Source organism: Paenibacillus sp. P4_E11, from assembly GCF_056401635.1.
The window spans coordinates 25,128-44,976 of record NZ_JBFUIX010000036.1; the positions used below are offsets into that span (position 1 = coordinate 25,128).

At 49.3% G+C, this 19,849-nt stretch carries 16 protein-coding genes; 11 read left to right on the forward strand and 5 right to left on the reverse strand.

Going from position 1 to position 19,849, the window contains the following annotated elements; all coding sequences use genetic code 11:
* Positions 1–31: 31 nt before the first annotated feature.
* The 6 genes from AC1DWB_RS15520 to AC1DWB_RS15545 all read left to right on the forward strand — a co-directional run bounded on the left by AC1DWB_RS15520 (position 32) and on the right by AC1DWB_RS15545 (position 6,112).
* The gene (locus AC1DWB_RS15520; RefSeq protein ID WP_477541983.1) at positions 32–901 is read left to right on the forward strand and encodes an AraC family transcriptional regulator; all 870 of its coding nucleotides are present in this window, start codon (positions 32–34) and stop codon (positions 899–901) included.
* Between the two features lie 15 nt (positions 902–916).
* The gene (locus tag AC1DWB_RS15525; RefSeq protein ID WP_477541984.1) at positions 917–1,858 is read left to right on the forward strand and encodes a helix-turn-helix domain-containing protein; all 942 of its coding nucleotides are present in this window, start codon (positions 917–919) and stop codon (positions 1,856–1,858) included.
* 108 nt (positions 1,859–1,966) lie between these two features.
* Entirely contained in the window at positions 1,967–2,794 is an 828-nt protein-coding gene (locus AC1DWB_RS15530) for a phytanoyl-CoA dioxygenase family protein (protein ID WP_477541985.1), read from the forward strand.
* Between the two features lie 24 nt (positions 2,795–2,818).
* Complete coding sequence (locus AC1DWB_RS15535) at positions 2,819–4,060, forward strand: DegT/DnrJ/EryC1/StrS family aminotransferase (protein ID WP_477541986.1); 1,242 nt, start codon at positions 2,819–2,821, stop codon at positions 4,058–4,060.
* Positions 4,057–5,373 carry a neutral/alkaline non-lysosomal ceramidase N-terminal domain-containing protein gene (locus AC1DWB_RS15540; protein ID WP_477541987.1) on the forward strand — a complete coding sequence of 439 codons (1,317 nt, stop codon included), beginning with the start codon at positions 4,057–4,059 and terminating at the stop codon, positions 5,371–5,373. The genes AC1DWB_RS15535 and AC1DWB_RS15540 overlap by 4 nt, the downstream gene beginning before the upstream one ends.
* A 169-nt stretch (positions 5,374–5,542) precedes the next feature.
* Complete coding sequence (locus AC1DWB_RS15545; protein WP_477541988.1) at positions 5,543–6,112, forward strand: Uma2 family endonuclease; 570 nt, start codon at positions 5,543–5,545, stop codon at positions 6,110–6,112.
* 5 nt (positions 6,113–6,117) lie between these two features.
* Here AC1DWB_RS15545 and AC1DWB_RS15550 read toward each other — a convergent pair whose 3' ends face one another.
* From AC1DWB_RS15550 to AC1DWB_RS15560, 3 genes are all read right to left on the reverse strand, one after another.
* Positions 6,118–6,924 (reverse strand): histidinol-phosphatase, encoded by an 807-nt coding sequence (locus AC1DWB_RS15550; protein ID WP_477542009.1) that lies wholly within the window; start codon positions 6,922–6,924, stop codon positions 6,118–6,120.
* Between the two features lie 9 nt (positions 6,925–6,933).
* Positions 6,934–7,836 (reverse strand): LysR family transcriptional regulator, encoded by a 903-nt coding sequence (locus AC1DWB_RS15555; RefSeq protein ID WP_477541989.1) that lies wholly within the window; start codon positions 7,834–7,836, stop codon positions 6,934–6,936.
* A gap of 96 nt (positions 7,837–7,932) precedes the next feature.
* Positions 7,933–8,322 carry a VOC family protein gene (locus tag AC1DWB_RS15560; RefSeq protein WP_477541990.1) on the reverse strand — a complete coding sequence of 130 codons (390 nt, stop codon included), beginning with the start codon at positions 8,320–8,322 and terminating at the stop codon, positions 7,933–7,935.
* Positions 8,323–8,542: 220 nt separating this feature from the next.
* Here AC1DWB_RS15560 and AC1DWB_RS15565 point away from each other — a divergent pair, with 220 nt between their 5' ends.
* Both AC1DWB_RS15565 and AC1DWB_RS15570 read left to right on the forward strand, forming a co-directional pair.
* Positions 8,543–13,630, forward strand: coding sequence for an AAA family ATPase (locus tag AC1DWB_RS15565; RefSeq protein ID WP_477541991.1), 5,088 nt, complete (start codon positions 8,543–8,545; stop codon positions 13,628–13,630).
* Position 13,631: 1 nt separating this feature from the next.
* A complete protein-coding gene (locus AC1DWB_RS15570) occupies positions 13,632–14,300 on the forward strand; it encodes a response regulator (RefSeq protein ID WP_477541992.1) in 669 nt (222 codons plus the stop codon).
* A 288-nt stretch (positions 14,301–14,588) separates the two neighbouring features.
* Here the strand turns inward: AC1DWB_RS15570 and AC1DWB_RS15575 are convergent, their stop codons facing one another.
* Both AC1DWB_RS15575 and AC1DWB_RS15580 read right to left on the reverse strand, forming a co-directional pair.
* Positions 14,589–16,169, reverse strand: coding sequence for a sensor histidine kinase (locus tag AC1DWB_RS15575; RefSeq protein WP_477541993.1), 1,581 nt, complete (start codon positions 16,167–16,169; stop codon positions 14,589–14,591).
* Positions 16,159–16,854, reverse strand: coding sequence for a response regulator transcription factor (locus tag AC1DWB_RS15580; protein WP_477541994.1), 696 nt, complete (start codon positions 16,852–16,854; stop codon positions 16,159–16,161). The genes AC1DWB_RS15575 and AC1DWB_RS15580 overlap by 11 nt, the downstream gene beginning before the upstream one ends.
* A 291-nt stretch (positions 16,855–17,145) precedes the next feature.
* On the opposite strand from AC1DWB_RS15580, the gene AC1DWB_RS15585 reads away from it, so the two are divergent.
* From AC1DWB_RS15585 to AC1DWB_RS15595, 3 genes are all read left to right on the forward strand, one after another.
* Positions 17,146–17,604, forward strand: coding sequence for a chemotaxis protein CheX (locus tag AC1DWB_RS15585; protein WP_477541995.1), 459 nt, complete (start codon positions 17,146–17,148; stop codon positions 17,602–17,604).
* Positions 17,605–18,040: 436 nt separating this feature from the next.
* On the forward strand, positions 18,041–18,817 hold the full coding sequence (locus tag AC1DWB_RS15590) for an SDR family NAD(P)-dependent oxidoreductase (protein ID WP_477541996.1): 777 nt from the start codon (positions 18,041–18,043) through the stop codon (positions 18,815–18,817).
* Between the two features lie 135 nt (positions 18,818–18,952).
* Positions 18,953–19,840, forward strand: a complete 888-nt coding sequence (locus AC1DWB_RS15595) for an ROK family protein (protein WP_477541997.1) — start codon at positions 18,953–18,955, stop codon at positions 19,838–19,840.
* Positions 19,841–19,849: the final 9 nt, after the last annotated feature.

Genomic DNA, 19,849 nt, shown 5'->3' on the forward strand with positions numbered 1-19,849 from the left:
TTAAGCATTCGGAATAAGGGGGATGGATCGTATGAACCCGCATCTGAGCTCGGCTTTATCACATAATCTTCTTCTATTTGCCCACAACAAAGTAAGCGGTTCGGACTTCAAGGATATTATTCATTTGCATGACGGCATTGAATTACACTATATCGATCAAGGTTCTGGTCAAGTTGTAGTAGGCAAGAAAACAATCAAGATTACGGACGGTATCCTATTGTTTTTTCAACCGTTTCAATTACATAAGCTTGCGGTTCAGGCTACGGATCAGCGCCCCTTTATCCGCTCCTACCTATTATATGATCCCGTGTTGATCCATCATTGTCTTCGAGCTTTTCCAAGGCTGATGGAATTTCACGAGCTAATTTGGAAGCGCTCACTAGAATCTCAAGCGATCACAGGCCTACACAGCGGCCATCCCATTGTGGAGCAATTCCAGCGATTGAGTCATTTGCTTACACAAGATTTGAGCATCGACCAGATGAGAGAACAACAAGTGCTCCATATAGTAGGATTCCTGGGTCTACTGCAGCAATACTGGAGCCATGACAATCAAGATGGGTTGACCGTGCATAGGAGGCCGTTAGGACATGCGGAACAAGCCATGGAATGGATTGATCAAAACTTCATGAAGCCCTTTCAATTGCAAGACTTGGCCGATCACTTGCATTTGTCTGCCCCCTATTTGTCATCCTTATTTCGAAGAGAGCTGGGGGAGAATCTGACCGACTATTTGACCGCCCGTAGAATCAAGGAAGCCAGTCGTCTATTGGAGAGCAGCTCCCTTCCGCTGGATCAGATTGCTTATCAGATCGGCATTCATAACGTGTCCTACTTTTGTCAGCTGTTCAAGAAAAAAACAGGGGAGACGCCTCACAACTTTCGAATGAAAGTGAAGTGACGCGAGGGATCAATCATGAAATCACTGGAAATCAAGTGGAAAGCCCATCAATTATCATTAGTGGACGCCCTTCACCAGGCTGTGGATCTGATTACCAGGCACTATGGGAGCAACTGGATCGCTTCTCATCAAGCGAGGGATGTGCAGAAGTCGGAATGGAGCGATGCTGCTAATGCTCAGTTCGAAGTGATCCAGGATCCGCATTCACACAGTTATATGGAATTGTGCGTAAGTCTGGATGGCGGATGTATGATGCAGCATGGCGAGGATTGGCTGAGACTGAGCGCAGGCGAGGTTTGTCTCCTTATTCCGGGAATCATCCATAACGAAATGCCGGATAAGTTGGGGCCCTATAAAGCGATTTGGCTGGCTGCCGACTCCAAGCAGGTTGTCGTACATGTATTCGTTAGAGATTACAGCCAAGATCTGTTGTTATTCGAAGGGAATAAGTTCGAGTATGATCTCAACCTGCAATCCATCCTTGACCATTTGAAACCCAATCAGAACAGTACGGAACCGCGACAGGTAGATTTGATCAAAACCTATGTGATGCAGCTGCTTCTCTACACGTTAAGAAAGCTGGGAGAAGCTCCTATTGGAGGCAGAAGCGAGCACTGGAAAACTACGGTTGTTAAAGAAATTTACGAATATGTGGAGAAGCATCATAACCGCCATATCCGCTTATCTGAAATATCCCAGGAGCAATGTATCAGCATCAATCATCTAAACAACCTGTTCAAAGCGGCGACTGGTAAAACGATTGTGAGATATATAGAAGAGAACAGAATGGATAAAGCCAAGCGTTGGCTTCATGAGGGGGATGACAGCGTTCAGGCGATCGCCTCTCGTCTTGGATTTTACGATCCTTATCATTTCAGCAAAACGTTCAAGAAGGAAACGGGACTGACACCCACGCAATACCGCAAATCGAAGGAAGACGTTCCAGGGAACGACTAGATAGGGATGTTAGTGTGAGATTATACATGGATTGGATCGCTTTTTACATTTCTCCGTACACTTCCTCATTCTATAATTGCATTAATTACCAATGGAGGTGGATTGGCATTGTCAACACAACCGACAAGAGAAGTGCTAACAGAGGAACAGATTAATAAGTTTCATCGAGAAGGGTATCTATTAATAAAAGGACTCTGGAACCTCGATGAAGTAGAAGAAGCCAAGCAACATTTCCAGGAACTGAATGCGCAGGGGCCGATTCCAGGTTGTTTTGACATTCCGAAGAGAGGCAATATGGACAATGATCCTCTGCAGCAATATCCGCGTATGCTGGCTCCGGAACGAATAAGCGAAACTGTCAAAAAAATGATGATTCATCCAACGGGTATGGCTATGCTGGCTGATCTATTCAATGAGGAGCCCCTTGCCGCGGGATCGATGTATTACTTCAAGCCTCCCGGAGCGCGAGGACAGGCGTTGCATCAAGATAATTATTATCTTCGTATTGAACCGGGCACCTGTATTGGCTGCTGGATTGCCATCGATCCGGCGGATGAAGAGAACGGCGGACTTGTTGTTGTCCCGAATACGGGGAATTTGGAAATTCAGTGTCCTCATGAAGCGGATCGTCAAATTTATGTGTATGCGGATGAAGTGGATATCCCCGAAGGAACGGCACCCGTTCCGGTCAATATGGATCCGGGCGATGCGCTGCTGTTCAACGGCAATATTATTCATGGATCGTATCCTAATAAATCCAAGGATCGTTTCCGTCGTTCATACATTGTGCATTACATCGGGATGTCTTCGGAGAAAGCGGGCCATCATATCTCATTTGCCTTAACTGATCGACATGGGAATGTGCATACGCGGGAAAGTAACCAGGACGCTGGACCATGCGGCACGATTCTGCCCAACACAGTTGTAATGCCCTAAATTCAAAAGGAAGGAGGAAGAAAAATGTCTAACTTAGCGATTAATGGTGGAAAGGCGTCAGCCGAACCGTTAAAAGATTATAAATGGCCAAAGCTGTATGAAGAAGATAAAGTAGCAGTTGTTCAAGCGCTAGAGCATGGGTATTGGGGAGGACTGGGGGATGAGAATCAGCCTCATAAAATATTTGAAGCCCAATTCGCTGAGTATCATAACGCCGATTACGCTGTTCTTGTAGCGAATGGAACGGTATCGTTGGAATTGTCGTTAAAAGCAGGAGGGGTATGTCCAGGAGATGAAGTGATTGTTCCGGCCATTACTTTCGTAGCAAGCGCGGGTTCGATTGTTTCTGTAGGCGCCGTTCCCATCTTTGTTGATGTGGAGAAGGACACGTGCCAGATTAGTGCGGCTGCTATTGAAGCAGCAATTACGCCGCGAACGAAAGGAATCCTGATTGTCCATTTCGGTGGATATGTGGCGGATTTGGACGCGATCATGGCGCTTGCCGACAAGCATGGTCTCATCGTAATTGAAGATTGCGCTCATGCTCAAGGGGCATCTTGGCGGAACCGAAGAGTAGGTTCATGGGGAACGTTCGGTAGCTTCTCCTTTCAAGAAAGCAAATCATTATCCGCAGGTGAAGGCGGACTAGTGCTGATGAAGGATGAGGACATGTATGCCAAGGCCCAACTGATCCGCAACATAGGCCGCAAAGCGAACGAAAAAATTTACTACCATCATGTATGCGCCTCCAATTGGAGGATGGGCGGGTTACAAGCTGCATTATTGCTGTCCCAGTTCAGCAGATTTCCTGTACAAGCTGAGCAAAGACACCATAATTACTATCATCTGGCGAATGCTTTAAACCAAATTGAAGGCATTCGTTGTTTGCCGCATGACGAACGGATTACCCAGATGGGTTGCTATTTCCTGATTATGGATTTCGATGCCGGCCAGTTCGGTTGTTCACGTGATGTATTCGTGCAGGCGATGAGAGCAGAAGGTGTGGCTTGGTGTACGACGGGCTACAATCGACCGCTCTATAAAGAAAAAGCTTTTGAAGAAGCCAATTTGCGCCCGCTTCTACATGAAAGCATTCAACTGCCGGAATATTCCACAATGAGCCTTCCCCATGCGGAACGATGGACAGAACGAATGGTTACGATCCTGCACTTCTACATGACTGGGGATACAACGGGTGTGGATCTTGTACTTGAAGCGGCTCGTAAAGTGAAGAAGCATGTAAGCGAATTGGTCGTGAAGGCATGAGTACGGTGTTGATGGCTGGGTTCGGTAGAGCGGACATTACACCACCTGTTGGAATAGAGCTGTGTGGGTTCGGTTGGAATCTGGAGCGTAAGTCGACTGGGGTGTACGAACCGTTATTCGCGAATGTTATGGTATGGCGGCACGGGGGCATGCAAGGGGCGATCCTGTCCTGCGACATTATTGCGATAGGTAAGATTTGGTCGCGTCAAATCAGACAGCGAATTGAACAAGAGTGTGGCATTCCCTACGATAACATCATGTTATGCTGCACCCATACCCATTCAGGCCCAACTACTATGGAATTGATCGGATGGGGGGAGATGGATCACGCCTATATGGACACCTTGCCTGATCGAATTACGCAGGGCGTGAAGATGGCCTCCATGAATATGGCGGAAACCACGGTGGAGTACGGGGAAACGCAAGCCTCAGGAATTTCCTATAATCGGGAAAGTCATACGAAAACCAATCCCGGGGGATTAACCGATCCCACATTGAAAGTGATTAAGCTGCTCCAGGGAGACACAATGGCAGGATTTATGGTTCATTATTCTTGTCATCCGGTCGTAATGTGCGAAGCCACATCATTGATCTCCGGCGACTTCATTGGCGTAGCCATGAACAAACTAATGGCCCAATATAACGCGACTGGACTGTTCATACAAGGATCGATAGGGGATCAGAATCCGGTGTTCTGCCATGAGAATCAAGAAACTTCCTTGATTAATCTTAAGGTACTGTCCAATCGATTCGCCGATTTGGTTGAGGGGGCTTTAACTGACACGGAGTCGCTGCCTTTGGACGCGGACTCGGTCCGCATCAAGCGGTTGGATATCAAACTTCCGCAGCTGGTTATTGAGCAATCTGTCATTTTGCGTAATATGTTGCTGATCGCTGATATTTATAAGCATTATGATAACTTGCCCAAAGCCGTGCAACGAAGAGTCCGGTTCGAGAGGGATGTACTGGAGAAGAACTGGGCTCGTTATAGCCAATCCCCATTGGATGAATTCCAGACGGAAATTCAGGCGCTTCGATTCGGTAATCTGCTTATTCTTGCGCATCCGTCAGAACTGTTTTATTCGTATCATGAGGAAATCTTGAAACGGTTGTCTGGCTATAAGGTGTTGGTGGCCGGTATAACGAATGATGCGATCGGCTATATTCCGACTCCGGATAAGTATGATGTTTCGGAACGAAAGTATTCTTATCCAGCCTGGTTTACACCCTTTATGCTCGGTGAATTTCCATACCGGAGCGATACTGGTGAGATCCTATCCGATGCTCTAGTAGAGCTGGGAACGTCTCTCTGAAATAACGCAAGTCAGCAGGCCGGCTTCCAATGAGCCAAAGTGCTCTACCGGATTTAGTCCGGAGAGCACTTTGGCTTTGGGGAGCCGGCCTGCTGCTGTAGGCAACACCATGTCCATCTTATGTTATACTGGAGGGAACAACCATTCGTCGAAATGAGGTGCTTGCAAGATGAACGACAGCGAGCAGAAGAACAAACAATCGACTATCAAAGAGCAGCCAGCGGAGTACTTAATTCCAGAACGGTATGAGATCATTAACGGGGTCAGATACGATTTCTTGTCCTCGCCGAAGGTGATCCATCAGCTGATCGTCGGCAACATGTTTGCATTCTTCCATTTTTCATGCAGGATGGACGGCGTTATTCTCTTGTCGCCCATGGATGTGCATTTTGACCATGGTGACAATATTGCCCAGCCGGATTTGATCTACATATCCAATGACAACCGCGCCATTATCAGAGACGGATTCGTCTTCGGGACGCCGGACCTTCTTGTGGAAGTGTTGTCGAACAGTACGGGACGCAAGGACAGGTCGGTGAAGCGGGAAATGTATGAACGATTCGGCGTTCAGGAGTATTGGATTGTCGATCCCGTCTACCGAACGGTGGAACAGCTTGTGCTCAAGGACAGCCGATATGTCTGGATGTATACAGGGACAGAAACCGATGTGATGCAATCGCAATTATTTCCGTGCATGACCGTAGATTTGAAGGACGTTTTTCCACCCGAGGAAAACTAGATAAGTTACAACTGAACCTTAACTCGTTCCTTCTGCCGGAAGAAAACCCAGTGCTTAAAGCCGATCTCCTTCAACCGGGCTGCGACTTCGTTCCACTCGTCCCCGACACGGCTCGGGACATGGGCGTCTGAGCCGAAGGTGACATCCACACCATAGTGCAGCGCCAGCGCCAAGATGTCGTCGGACGGATACCAACCGCCAACATCCTTCGTCTTGCCGGACGTATTGATCTCGATGGCTATGCCATATTCCCCGATGATCCGCAGCGTATCCTCGACGGCCTTCGTCTGAATCGTGGAGAAGGCAGGGTAGAATCCCTTCATCGCATCGATGTGGCCGAGAATCTGGAACATGCCGCTGCGAGCCGATTGCTGGATGAGATCATAGTACATTTCTTTCTGCTGCACCTGCTCCGACTCGCTCAAGCCTTTCCAACGTTTGCGATTGAATATACTGACCCCGCCCGATTGATGGACAGACCCGATAATATAATCAAACGGATATTGTTCGTATACACGACGGTACACCTCAGCATGCTCAGGGAAAAAGTCCGATTCCACGCCAAGCAGCACTTCGATCTGCCCCTTGTACAGCTCTTTCAGTCGAAGAATTTCGGCCACGTATACGGCGAACTCTTTCTTCGCCATCGCAATTTGCGGCCAGGGGCTCTCTTCCTTGCTGCCGAAATACGGGGAATGATCGGAAATGCCAATCACTTGAAGCCCTTCGGAGACGGCTGCTTCAATATAGTCACGAATACCGCCTACCGCATGGCCGCATCGTTCGTGATGCGTATGTAAATCGAATTTCAGCATAACGTCTTACTCCGATCCTATAAAATTAATCTCAGGCATGCCCTTCAAGTCACTCAGAAACTGCTGGAGTGCCGAACTCAAATATCGGCCAGATTTGTAAATAACACCGACTGGATGGCTAATGTCCAGCTCATCAACCGGAATCATCCGCAATGTCCCGTTCCGCAGTTCACTTGCAATCGATAGCTTGGATATGATCGCGGCCCCCAGATTCAGCTCGACCATTCGCTTCACTTCCTCGCTGCTCTGCAATTCCATCACGATGTTCGGCTCCAGATTGAATTTGCGGAACACCTGATCGACGAACCGACGCCCTGCCGTTTCCGTGGACAGCATGATGAACGGAATGTCACGCAACGACTCAACCGTCGTATGTAGACGGTTTGCGAGTGGGTGATGGGGGGAGACAACGAGCTCGAATGCATCGTAATACAGGATTGACGTTTCCAGATGCGGATTTTTCTCGAACAAATACCCGATGCCGATATCGATCGTCCCGTTTTCCACATTCGACATGATTTGCATAGTCGTCATGGAGTGGATGGACGTCTTGATCAGGGGGAACTGGTTCTGGAAGTAGGACAACACTCGCGGTAATATTTGCATCGCAATGGAAGTCGTCGTTCCTAAGTTTATGTGACCTTGCGGCGTTTGATTCAGATCGGACAGTTTTTGCTTCAAGTCTTCCACAATTCTTAACATCATTTCGGCATGTCGCAAAAAAACGTTCCCACTGTCCGTCAGTGTGACCGGTTGGTTGCGATCAATCAATACGGTTTTGAATTCATCTTCCAAGCTTTTAATTTGGGCGGATACCGCAGGTTGCGTCAAATTGAGGAGCTCTCCGGCTTTGCGGAAGCTCATGGTCTTGGATATCGTCACCAACGTCTCCAACTGGTTTATGTTCAACCCAGAACCACCCCTTTAGTTGCTAGTTATCATTGAGCCCCACAAAGTGACGCGAAGCTCCGTAGCTCATCCCGAGTACTTTGCGGGGACCCCGAATTAAGAAGCGGGTTGGAAAAACTCGATGCGCTCGCCGTCCGGTCCATAGAAGAAACGGTAGCTTGCACCATTAGGTAATGTCGTGGATGCATCTTCGAGGAACGTCACATTCAGCGCCGCTACTCGTTCGGTTTCCGCTTCAAGATCATCGACCGTGAACGCAATATGGTGAACACGTGCTTCATCCGCCAACTGTCCTGGATAACCTCCGATCAATTCGATTTGAGTTTCATTCGCTCCTGGAGCGCCCAGAAACGCAAGTTCGATTATTCCATTCGTGTGCATGAGCTTCCCCAGCAGCTCCAAGCCGACTACAGATTGGTAGAAGGCGATGGACCGTTCCATATTCGTTACCATAATGCCGACATGCTCTATCTTTCTCACTGCCATTAATTCTCATCCTCGTTTCTTTGAATGAATTTACGGTTCGTTGCCGTTCGTGCTTACTTTCATATTGTAACGCTTGATCGCTATAGAGAAAAGGTATTGTTTGCTGATTCGACATTCCATTGATTTGACGGTGAACTCCAGAAGTTGACATGGTATAATAGTCCTAATATGCATTTTGATGGACGGATGTTCTGGGTTATTATGCAACTGGAGGTCTTACATGTTTGAATGGTCGGGTTATCGGACGGTCGAGACAATTGCTAGCAATGAAGAAATCATCATATACCGACTCGTTCATCTGGAAGATAGCCGAAGCGTCATCGCCAAGACGACGCGTGACGAACACCCGGGGCCGGCCCTTGTTGCCACATTTCATTATGAATATGACATCTTTACCAGATTGCACGGCAGAGGGGCAGTCGAACCGTACAGTCTGGAACTTGTAGCAGATCGCCCGGTGCTGCTGGTACAGGATATCGGCGGTAGCACATTGGATCGGGTATTGCGCGAGCGTGCGCCGGCAATTGGATTAACGGCTCTGCTGAGTATTGCTGCAGCCGTAGTCGATTGCCTGTTGCACATTCATCGCGAACAGATGACACATCATGAGATCACCCCCTCTCATCTAATGGTCAATCCCGATACGCTTGAAGTGAAGTTTATCGACGTTCGAATGTGCTCGACCTTGTCTCATAAGAGTTCGCTGACGAAGCTTGCCAGTCGACCAGACTCGGCTTTGTCCTATATATCGCCGGAGCAAACAGGCAGAACGGGATTGGTACCAGACTACCGCTCCGATTTTTACTCACTCGGGATCACGTTGTATGAATGGCTGACGGGTGTTCTGCCCTTCGAGCAGCAAGACGCTCTGGGCATCGTATATCAACATCTGGCAAGTACGCCTAGGCCTGTCCATGTCAGAGCTCCCATCATACCCAGAATGGTCTCCGACATTATTGACAAATGTATGGCGAAAATGCCTGATGCCCGTTACACAAGCGCTTTCGGCATCAAGTCTGATCTGGAAGTGTGCTTAACCCGATATCGGGAATCGGGTGTAATCGAGCCCTTCGCGCTTGGCAGCCGTGATGTTCCGGATCGCTGGATATTCCCTTCCGCCCTGTACGGCAGGCACGCTGAGCAGCAAAGCTTGCTGTCTGCGCTGCAACGGTCGACAGAGGGAGCTGTGAAGATGGTGTGGGTAAGCGGGAATGGAGGGATTGGGAAAACCACATTCATCCAGGAATCACTGCGAAAGGCTAGACCATCCGGAGGCTTCTCGGTGTCCGGTAAGTTTGACCCGAATCATACGGCTATTCCTTATGATGTGTGGGTCCAAGCATTGGAACAATTGATCGACCAACTGCTGACTAAAAGTGAATTACAGGCGGAAGTGTGGAAGCTGCGTATCCTGCATGCGGTAGACGGGTATGGTCAACTGTTGATCGACCTCGTTCCTAAGTTAAAGCTCTTAATTGATGAACAACCCTCTGTACAGCCATTGCCGCCAGTAGAAGCACAGCGTCGGTTTCATTTCGTATTGAACAGATTTATGCAGCTATTCGTTGATCGGGAACACCCCTTAGTCCTGTTCTTCGACGATTTGCAGTGGGCGGATGAAGCGTCCCTGCACTATCTCGCTTACTTGCTCACGGACCGGGATACGAAGCATCTGCTCGTCGTGGGAGCGTATCGGGAAGCAGAGATTACGTCGACGCACCCTGTCCGGCGACTCGAGGAATACCTGCAGGAGCGGAATATGAACGACGAGAGGATTCTTCTCTCCGTGCTCGATTCTAATGACTTGTTGCAACTGCTGAGAGATGCTATTCGCTCCGAATCTGCTGAAACCGATGCATTGGCTTCTGTATTGTTGCATAAGACGGCAGGCAATCCATTCTTCCTCAAGCAATTCTTGCAGGACCTGGTTAACCGTGGACTGGTCACCTTCAATGATAGTAACCGATGCTGGCAATGGAATTTACGACTCATTGCCGAGATGAATATACCCGATAGCGCTGCCGCTTACATATCGGACAGAATGAATCATCTGCCGGTCCAGATAAGGTATGTGCTTAGCTGCGCCGCCTGCCTCGGTAACCGGTTCGAGCTAGGGACGCTCGGTTCCCTTACCGGATTGTCCGAGCTGGAGCTTCTTGAAGCGCTCGGGACTGCCGAACACGAGCGTATGCTGCAGCGGGATACTAGCGACAATGCGGTGTACAAGTTCCAGCATGACCGTATCCGGCAAGTCGCCTATGCGCTTGTGCCAGAAGCCGAACGTCCTGATCTACACTTGCGGATTGGCCGATTGTTAGCGCAACGTGTGCAAACAGGTGGGGATGTGAATGTATTCGAAGTCGTGAACCACTTGAATCAAGGGTTGGAGCGGATCGAACATCGGGGGCAAAAACTGGAGCTAGCGGAATTGAATATCCAGGCGGGAATGAAAGCGAAGCAATCGAACGCTTACGAGACATCGCTTGGCTATTACCGCAACGCCACGTCGTTATTGCCGGAAGATGGCTGGGACAGCAACTACAGCCTTGCCTTCCGGTCTTACAAAGAACGAGCCGAGTTGGAGTATTTGTGCACCCATTTCGATAAGGCGGATGTCTTGTTCAATCTCTTGCTGCAGAGATCTAGAACGAATCTGGATAAAGCGCTCGTCTATTCCGTGATGATCCAGTTCGAATCGAACAAGGACAATTACAGGGATGTAATGGCCCTGGCTGAGAAGGCTCTGGGGTTGTTGAATATCCGCCACAATTTCAAACCCAGTTCGCATGAGCTGACACTTCAGTGGATGCGGTTGCTGTGGAAGCTGCGCAGGCGTTCGGTCGGTTCGCTGCACGATCTGCCACCCATGACGGATGAGAGCCGTAAGGTGGCCATGATGGTTCTGGTCTATATGGGGAATGCCAGCTTCAATCTGGACAAGAAGGTGTGGGCCGCCAATTTCTTCACAATGATTGATCTGACGCTGGACTACGGCATTACCCCTGAATCGTCTATCGGATTTGTGGGGTATGCCATGATCTTATATTTTCAATTCCGCCAAGATCGATCTGCATATGAATGGGGAACACTTGCCTGTCAAGTATCCGTTGGTTACCCGGCGCTATATGTGAAGACTCTTACTGCGTTCTCGTTATGTTACGATAGCTGGCGACAGTATGATACGGGCTTCCTAGAGAGATTCACCGATCAGGCCGGCAAGCTGGGACTAGAGTCAGGAGACTTGTGGCAAAGCAATCATAGTGTGATTCTCAACTGTGTGCTGCTGCTGCAATTCGGCCATCCGCTCGGAGACATCTACGATCGTCTGATTGCCCACTCTTCGAGCCTGCAGCGCAATAATAACAACTTGCAATGGAAGCAAGCGTCGATATTCGCCGATCTACTCGCCCGATTGACTGGGTATCGTTCAGCAGACGATCCTTTCGATAAGACCGACCTTTATAAGGAAGGTTACGTCAGATCGGTACATGGAGATGATACCAATTACATGGAAGGTTTGGTTTGCATCTGTCTTTACATGACCGGGTATTTGTTCGGCAGATTTAAGGAAGCGCATCACTATATTAAGAAAGAGGCCATGCTCAATGCTAGTGAAGGACGTAAGGACGATATAATCGGGGAGAAATCGACCCCCTATATGTACGAAACGTTGGTTTTGTCGGAGCTGTATGAGGAAGAAGGAGAACGGGAGCGAAAGGCAATCATAGCCCGAATACGCGGTCACGAGAAAAAGATGAAGCAATACGCAAAACGTTGCCCAGAAAATTATGAACACAAATACTTAATGGTTCAAGCTGTACTGGCAAGTCTGGAACATCATGATCGAGAAGCAGAGGATCTGTATGAACAATGCATTGCAGATGCCCGCAAGCATGGACACATCCATAACGTAGGTATCGTTGCAGAACGATTAGCCAAGCATGGTTTGAACCGAGGTAAGAATCAGCTAGCGAAAATCTATATGACAGAGGCATACGAAGCGTACATGCAATGGGGTGCAGTGGCGAAAGCAGCCGACTTGGCAGCCAAATACGGTCATCTGCTGAACTTGAAGAGTGAGCATGGACGAGATCGTGTGGATTATCTCTCCGTGATCATGTCCGCACAGGCGCTCTCTGGTGAAATGGAAATGCCCCGTCTCTTGAATGCTCTAATGCGCATCATGCTTCAGAATGCAGGCGCCGAATCCGGTGCACTCCTGTTCAATTATGACGATAGTTGGGTTGTAGAAACGCATGGAAAGGCCGAAGAATTGATCATCGAGTCGATCCCGCTTGAAGATGCGGCAGACTTCGTTCCATCAGCTATTATAGGCTATGCGGCGAGAACGCAAGAGGAAGTAGTCCTGCACAATGCTGCTGGAGAAGGCATGTTCACACGTATCCCGTATGTTAAGGAGAATCGGTTGAAATCGGTGCTCTGTCTTCCTATCCTTCACCAGGACAAACTGATCTGTCTGCTCTACATGGAGAACAAGTTGTCGTCCGGGTTGTTCACGCCCGATCGGCTGGACGTACTGAAGCTGTTATGTTCGCAATGCGCGATCTCTATCTATAATGCAAGACTCTATACAGGAATTCGAGATATGAGGGCAAGCCTGGAACAACAAGTGGAGGAACGGACCCGCAGCCTGGAGCGGTCGATGCGCGAGACAGCCGCTGCCTTGGCAGAGATGTCCTTATATGAAGAACGGAATCGGATCGCCCAGGAAATTCACGATGTCGTCGGGCATACCCTCACCTCAACCATCCTTCAGGTAGAAGCAGGTAAGCGGCTTCTGCACAAGGACAAGGAGGGCGCTGTAGTGCGACTGGAAGAGGCGCAGGATCTTGTTCGACACGGACTGAATGAAATTCGCCGCTCCGTCCATATGTTGAAGGAAGGTCAATCCTTCGACCTTGGTCACACATTGCATCGATTGATCAGGGACACCGAACGGAATACAGGAGTCAGTGTGAACGTGTCTATTCATGACTTGCCCGAGATGTCAACGTCCCATCAGAAGGCGATCTATCATGCACTGCAGGAAGGTCTGACCAATGGGATTCGGCATGGCGAAAGTACGGAATTTCATTTCAATCTGGAGTATAATGGAACGACCTTGTTATTCAGGCTCGAAGATAATGGGAAAGGGACGGGCGTCATCGTGATGGGATTTGGCCTCAAATCCATGAAGGAACGGGTAGAACAGTTGGGCGGCAGACTGCGGATTAGCTCGAATACAGACCAAGGCTGTCAACTACGCATCGACATACCTTATCCAATGCAGACGGGAGGCGGAACGTGAGATGAAGAGGAAGAACATACGAATAGTGATTGCCGACGACCAGATGCTGACACGGGAAGGCCTCAGAACGATTCTGGATTTGGAAGATGATATGGAAGTGATCGGTGTGGCACGGAATGGTCTCGAGGCTTGCGAATTAGCGGAGACACTACGCCCTGATCTGGTGCTGATGGACATTCAAATGCCGAATATGGATGGAATTACCGCATTGAAACGAATACGACAGAGTTGCCCCGACACGATGATTCTGATCTTGACGACCTTCATCGAGGAGGACTACATCGTGGAGGGGATGGCCGGTGGAGCAAGCGGTTATATGTTGAAGGATATGGACGGAGATCGAATGATCGCTTCGATTCGCGATTCGGTGTCCGGTCAGTTCATTCTCCCGGCAGCCGTCGCAACCAAGCTAGCGATGCGAATCACCAAGCTGACTGCGGAACATGAACAATGGCAATTATCTGCGCATTCGAGGCTGGAGCGCATCAAGCTAACAGAGCGGGAGAATGCGATTGCTCAGCTTATGATTCGGGGAATGAATAACCGCGAGATCGCGGAGGCGTTATTCGTAACCGAAGGTACGGCGCGGAATTATATAAGCAGTCTATACAGGAAATTGGAGGTAAATGATCGAGCCCAAGCGATTGTTCGTCTCCATTCATTAGCGTAAGACAATGGACTCCTATACAGCGAAAACCGACCTAGTAACTAGGTCGGTTTTCCTATTATTGTGTGTCATATGACAAACAGATTACAATCAGCACTATTCGTCAAGTGAATTTTGGATTATATTACACGTAAAGGGAGGAGAGCCTAATGCCTAATTTTTATTTCCGTGAAATATGGACGCCCCTGAAGCTGGTTGGGATCAAGGTGTTCAAAGATGATGAAGGGGATATATGGTACAAAGTCTTCTCCAATCCCAGGAGACGAATTCGGAAAAGTGTGAGTTGAGAGCTTAAATCAACTTCAACTTCACCCAGAAACGAATTTCGTCACCTTCGCATTCAGCCCAGATCTGGCCCCCATGGAAGTCGATGATGCTTCTGGCGATCGCAAGCCCAAGACCGGAACCGCCGGATTCCGATGATCGCGATTCGTCCAGTCGGTAGAACCGCTCGAACAGCCGCTCCAGCTCCGATTGTGGGATAGGTGTTCCCCGATTGCTGATGCAGACGTGGACGAAGCCTAGATCACGGAACATCACCACTTTGATCTTTCCTGGCTTGAAGCTGTAATTCACTGCATTTGTGAGTAGATTGTCGAACACGCGAATGATCTTATCAGCGTCGAGCTCGACCCAGATTTTCTCCGGGGGCAGCATTCTGGAGATGGTCAATTCATTCGCTTCCGCCCGGGTCACATGCTCTTCGAGTAACTGCTCCAGCAGTTCGTTCAAGCAAACCCTCTCCAAGCTCAGAAAGTCCCCTCGATTAGACAGTTTCGCATACTCGAACAAATCCTCAATTAACCCTTTAAGCTTCTCTGATTTGGAATAGGCAATGTTCACGTACGAGCTGGCCTGTTGCTCGTTCTCGAAGCCATGATCCTTCAACAACCGCAAATATCCCATGATGAGTGTAAGCGGTGTACGCAAATCGTGCGAGACGTTCGTGATCAACTCGGTCTTCGTCTTCTCTGCAAGCCGTTCTTCTTCAATCGTCTGCTGCAACTCCGCGGTCATGTCGTTAATGTTCTCTGCCAGGGAGCCGAGCTCATCCTTGCTCTTCTTGGCGAAGCGGAAGTTCAGATTCCCTCTGGAAATCTCCATCAGTCCACCTGCCAGCTCCTCGATATACTTCATCTTGCGTTTCGTAATGAGGAAGAAGCTGCCGATGAACACCATGAGTCCCACTACGAACGGTAGAGGGGTATTTTGCTTATGGGTAGTGATCTGCGGCTCCGGAATGCCCGACACGATTAAGTAAGTGTGGGTATTATTTTTCAAATTCAACGGGTAAAAGGAGATGTACTCCTGGTTTCGGTAACTGTTTTCGTTATTACGAATGTTCATCGCGTTGCGGATGACGCTGTGCAGGTCGATCTGATTCTCAGTCGCGTTGGATGACTTGTGCAATACTTTGCCGTCCAGATCGACGACCAGTATTTTCTCAGCACCCCACCGTTGTTGCTCGATAATCCGATTGATCATCTGGTCCTGCGTTTCAGCAGATGTAGCGGGTCTGCCTTTGATATTATTATCAATGTTATTGTTTATGTCGCTATCAGTGTTGTTGTTGTTGTTTTTGTTCGAATTTTCAATCGTGTACAGGAGGGAGCGGGTATGCTGGTCGATTTGTTGCCTTCCCCAATCGTACTCGATAGTAGATGTCTTGTTGACGTTGGCGAAGAACGGAGCAGCAATCGCACTGGAGATAATCGCCACCCCCAAGCAGATACCGAATGCCAACATAAGCTGAAGCCGGATACTTCGCTCGAGATTACTACGCACCATCGTTATGATGTCTTTGCCGAAGCTGAATATGAGGGAAATCCAGTAAAACGGGTTGAAAATTTTGAATACCGACCTATTTTTCAATTTTGTAGCCTACCCCCCACACCGTTTTAATGTACTTCGGCTGTCTGGGCGTTTCTTCAAGTTTTTCTCGGATTTTGCGAATGTGCACCATGACCGTATTGTCCGACTCATAGAACGCCTCGTTCCATACACATTCGTATATTTTCTGGATGCTGAACACGATACCTCGGTTACGGGCTAGCAGCTCGAGTATGGCGAATTCCCGTGGGGTTAGCTTCACTTCCCGGCCGTCAATCCGGATTTCATGTGTGGATGTATTGATGGTCAAGTCATCAATCTCCAGCTCGTCCTCCTGAGGAGAAGTTGCAACGTTCAGCCTCATGTAGCGGCGGAGCTGCGATTTCACCCGGGCCACTAGCTCGAGTGGGTTGAACGGTTTCGTCATATAGTCGTCTGCGCCGGAGCTTAGACCGAATATTTTGTCCATATCCTGGCTCTTGGCTGACAGCATGATGATCGGCATGTTCTGCTCCTCGCGGATTTTCAGACAAGCTTGAATACCGTCCATGCGGGGCATCATGATGTCCAGAATGATCAGGTCGACTTTTTTGTGACGCAGCATTTCCAGTGCTTCCAGTCCGTTCGACGCCAAGAGGAGGGTATAGCCTTCGTTCTTCAAATATATTTCCAGCAAGTCTAATATTTCTTTCTCATCATCGACGAGTAGTATTGTTTCTCCAGCCATAAGGGCTCCTTTCTTGGTTCGTGCTCACAAGATTTAGTATAGGTGAAAATTCTTAATAAAGTTTGAGGGGGGATCTTAATAATATCTTAAGAGTAAATGAACTTTCTGAATAGAGCGCGATAATTCCGACAAATACGAGTTGTCTTCATGCAAATTGGGTCTTATAGCCTATGTTTGTGGTTCTATTCCTGTATGCGAACCAGTATACACGACTTTCAAACTCGAGTATAATGATAAAAATAACAAAATTAGGTACAACGTTGTGAAACTTGTCGAAAAGGGGACAGTCGTGTGAAAGCCGAGTACATCAATCCTTTCCTGGAATCCGCCAGAATCGTATTGGAGCAACTGATCCAGATACGGCCGACAACCGGACAGCTTGGCATTAAGGACGTCAAGTTTGTGGAGAAATACATTTGGATTCAGATCGGTATGACCGGTCAAATGAAAGGGGACATCGTATTCGGGCTACATGAAGAGGTTGCCTTGAAGCTAGTTTCAGCTATGATGGGCGGCTATCACATTACCGAGATGGACGAGATGACCCAGAGTGCAATATCGGAGTTAGGTAATATGATCAGCGGCAACGCCAGTACGATCTTGTTCAATCAAGGTGTTCGCGTCGATATTACTCCGCCGAAGCTTGTACAATCGATTAACGCCGCGGGCTTCACACCAAAGAAAGCACTCACGATCCCGCTTATTATGGACCAGATCGGCGAGTTGAACATTCAAGTGTTAATTACATAGAGCTACGGAGAGGCTCAATGGAGCCTCTCTTTTTTGTGCGGGTGGCTGCAGCGGAGAAAATGAGGCTGTCGATTCATTGTTGATAGTGGTAAAAACGGCCGTTCCAAGTGAAAAAGGACCGCTTAGCTCAAACATCTTGTTTGAACCTCCTCGGATTGTACAAGGGATTTAGTGGTATGGAAGTTCAAGCCAAAACTCGCCGGGGTCCTCTTTTTCACTTTCTACTCCTCTTGTCCACAGTGAATCGACACCCTCAAATACCGCGCGGGAGAGGCTGCAGCGCGGAACTTCCGCGCTAATCGAAGGCCGCGCTATGCGCATCACACAAAGCTACCTAGGTTCGTGATTTTCCGTGTGAATTTTGTGATATTCTTAGATTAGTGGAACACATTCCAGCTCGGAATCGCGTTTCCCTTCATACGGAGGTACGTGGAACATGGTTAATGGAAAATTGATAGCGATTACAGGAGCATCTAGCGGCATTGGAGCGGAAATCGCCATTGAGTTGGCGAGGAGAGGGGCGACTCTGGCGCTCTTCGGGCGCAACATGGACGGGCTTCGCATGACTGCGAGCCACATTGGTGAAGGGCAACATCAGCTGTACGAGCTGGATGTGACGTCGGACAAGCAGGTGCAGGAAGTCGTTGAGCGAGTTATGGCGGATTTCGGCCGGATCGACGTATGGATCAACAACGCCGGCTTTGGCCGCTTCGAGCGCCTATTGGATGCGCCGCTTAGCGACTTCGCGAACATGATGGACGTCAACTACATGGGCGTCGTGCGGTGCACCAAGGCTGTGATGCCGCATATGCTGAAGGCTCGTAAGGGGCAGATCGTCAATGTGGCCTCGATTGCAGGCAAGATCGGATCAGCCAAGTCAACAGCCTATGCAGCCTCCAAGCACGCCGTACTCGGCTTCACCAATAGTTTGCGGCAGGAATTGGCGGGTACAGGTGTCGTCGTCACGGCGATCAATCCTGGACCGATCGATACGCCCTTCTTCGTGCAGGCGGACCCGAGTGGCGATTATGTGCGCAGCATTCGCCGATTCATGCTGAAGCCGGAGCAGGTAGCTCGGGCAGTGGCAGACGCCATCGAACGGCGCCGCACGCACGTAGACTTGCCGTGGGTGATGAGTTTCGGGGCGAAGCTGTTCGCGCTATTCCCGGCTTTATTCGAGCGGATAGCCGGAAGGCTGCTCAATAAGAAGTGACGTTTGCACAGGGGGTTTGCATAAGAAATGGTGCTTACACTTGCATGCATACCTAGATGATTTGTTTACTTAATTAGGTTAGTTGGTTGTAAAGGTTCATTTTTTTGTATTACATACAAGGGAGAGGTGCCTGACATGAGATTGGGGTCGGTTGAGGCTGGGGGAACGAAGTTTGTTTGTGGAATCGGTAATGAGAAGGGGGAGGTGCTGAAGCGGACCGAGTTTCCGACGACACTGCCGGAAGAAACGCTCGGACGAGTGATTGAATTTTTCGAGGGGGAACAGCTCGATGCGATTGGGATCGGTTCGTTTGGGCCGATTGACCCGGACCCGAGCAGCCCGACCTACGGGTATGTGACGACCACACCTAAGCCAGGCTGGGCACAATATGACGTGCTCGGCAAGTTAAAGAAGTCGTTCGACTGTCCAATCGGGTGGGACACGGACGTCAACACAGCCGCGTTAGGAGAAGCAACTTGGGGAGCAGCAAAGGGGTTGGGCAGTTGCATCTACATAACCGTTGGAACTGGCATCGGCGGAGGTGTGCTAGTAGAAGGTAACTTAGTACATGGACTGGTGCACCCGGAGATGGGGCACATTCCGGTGAAGCGTCATCCGAGCGATACCTTCGCGGGGAGCTGTCCGTATCACGCTGACTGTCTGGAGGGAATGTCGGCTGGTCCTGCGATCGAGAAACGATGGGGCAAGAAGGGCAGCGAGCTTGCTGAAGATCCGCGGGTATGGGAACTGGAGGCGTATTACTTGGCCCAGGCGGCCGTTCACGCGATCCTGTTCCTGTCGCCTCAGCGAATTGTGCTAGGTGGAGGCGTGATGAAGCAACGTCAGCTGTTCCCGCTAATTCACAAGCAGGTTCAAGCGATGCTGAATGGCTATGTACAGAGTGAGTGGGTAACCGAGCGGATCGATACCTACATCGTGCCGCCAGGACTGGGCGATAACGCTGGATTGTGCGGCGGGTTGGCCTTGGCGCAAGCTGCTTGGCAAGCGGTGATTAGAGAATAGGCAGTTGAT

What these genes read in the sequence shown, in the direction of transcription:
- AC1DWB_RS15520 (WP_477541983.1), top strand. Translation starts at nt 32, where the DNA reads ATGAACCCGCATCTGAGCTCGGCTTTATCACATAATCTTCTTCTATTT.
- AC1DWB_RS15525 (WP_477541984.1), top strand. Translation starts at nt 917, where the DNA reads ATGAAATCACTGGAAATCAAGTGGAAAGCCCATCAATTATCATTAGTG.
- AC1DWB_RS15535 (WP_477541986.1), top strand. Translation starts at nt 2,819, where the DNA reads ATGTCTAACTTAGCGATTAATGGTGGAAAGGCGTCAGCCGAACCGTTA.
- AC1DWB_RS15540 (WP_477541987.1), top strand. Translation starts at nt 4,057, where the DNA reads ATGAGTACGGTGTTGATGGCTGGGTTCGGTAGAGCGGACATTACACCA.
- AC1DWB_RS15545 (WP_477541988.1), top strand. Translation starts at nt 5,543, where the DNA reads ATGAACGACAGCGAGCAGAAGAACAAACAATCGACTATCAAAGAGCAG.
- AC1DWB_RS15560 (WP_477541990.1), bottom strand. Translation starts at nt 8,322, where the DNA reads ATGGCAGTGAGAAAGATAGAGCATGTCGGCATTATGGTAACGAATATG.
- AC1DWB_RS15565 (WP_477541991.1), top strand. Translation starts at nt 8,543, where the DNA reads ATGTTTGAATGGTCGGGTTATCGGACGGTCGAGACAATTGCTAGCAAT.
- AC1DWB_RS15570 (WP_477541992.1), top strand. Translation starts at nt 13,632, where the DNA reads ATGAAGAGGAAGAACATACGAATAGTGATTGCCGACGACCAGATGCTG.
- AC1DWB_RS15580 (WP_477541994.1), bottom strand. Translation starts at nt 16,854, where the DNA reads ATGGCTGGAGAAACAATACTACTCGTCGATGATGAGAAAGAAATATTA.
- AC1DWB_RS15590 (WP_477541996.1), top strand. Translation starts at nt 18,041, where the DNA reads ATGGTTAATGGAAAATTGATAGCGATTACAGGAGCATCTAGCGGCATT.
- AC1DWB_RS15595 (WP_477541997.1), top strand. Translation starts at nt 18,953, where the DNA reads ATGAGATTGGGGTCGGTTGAGGCTGGGGGAACGAAGTTTGTTTGTGGA.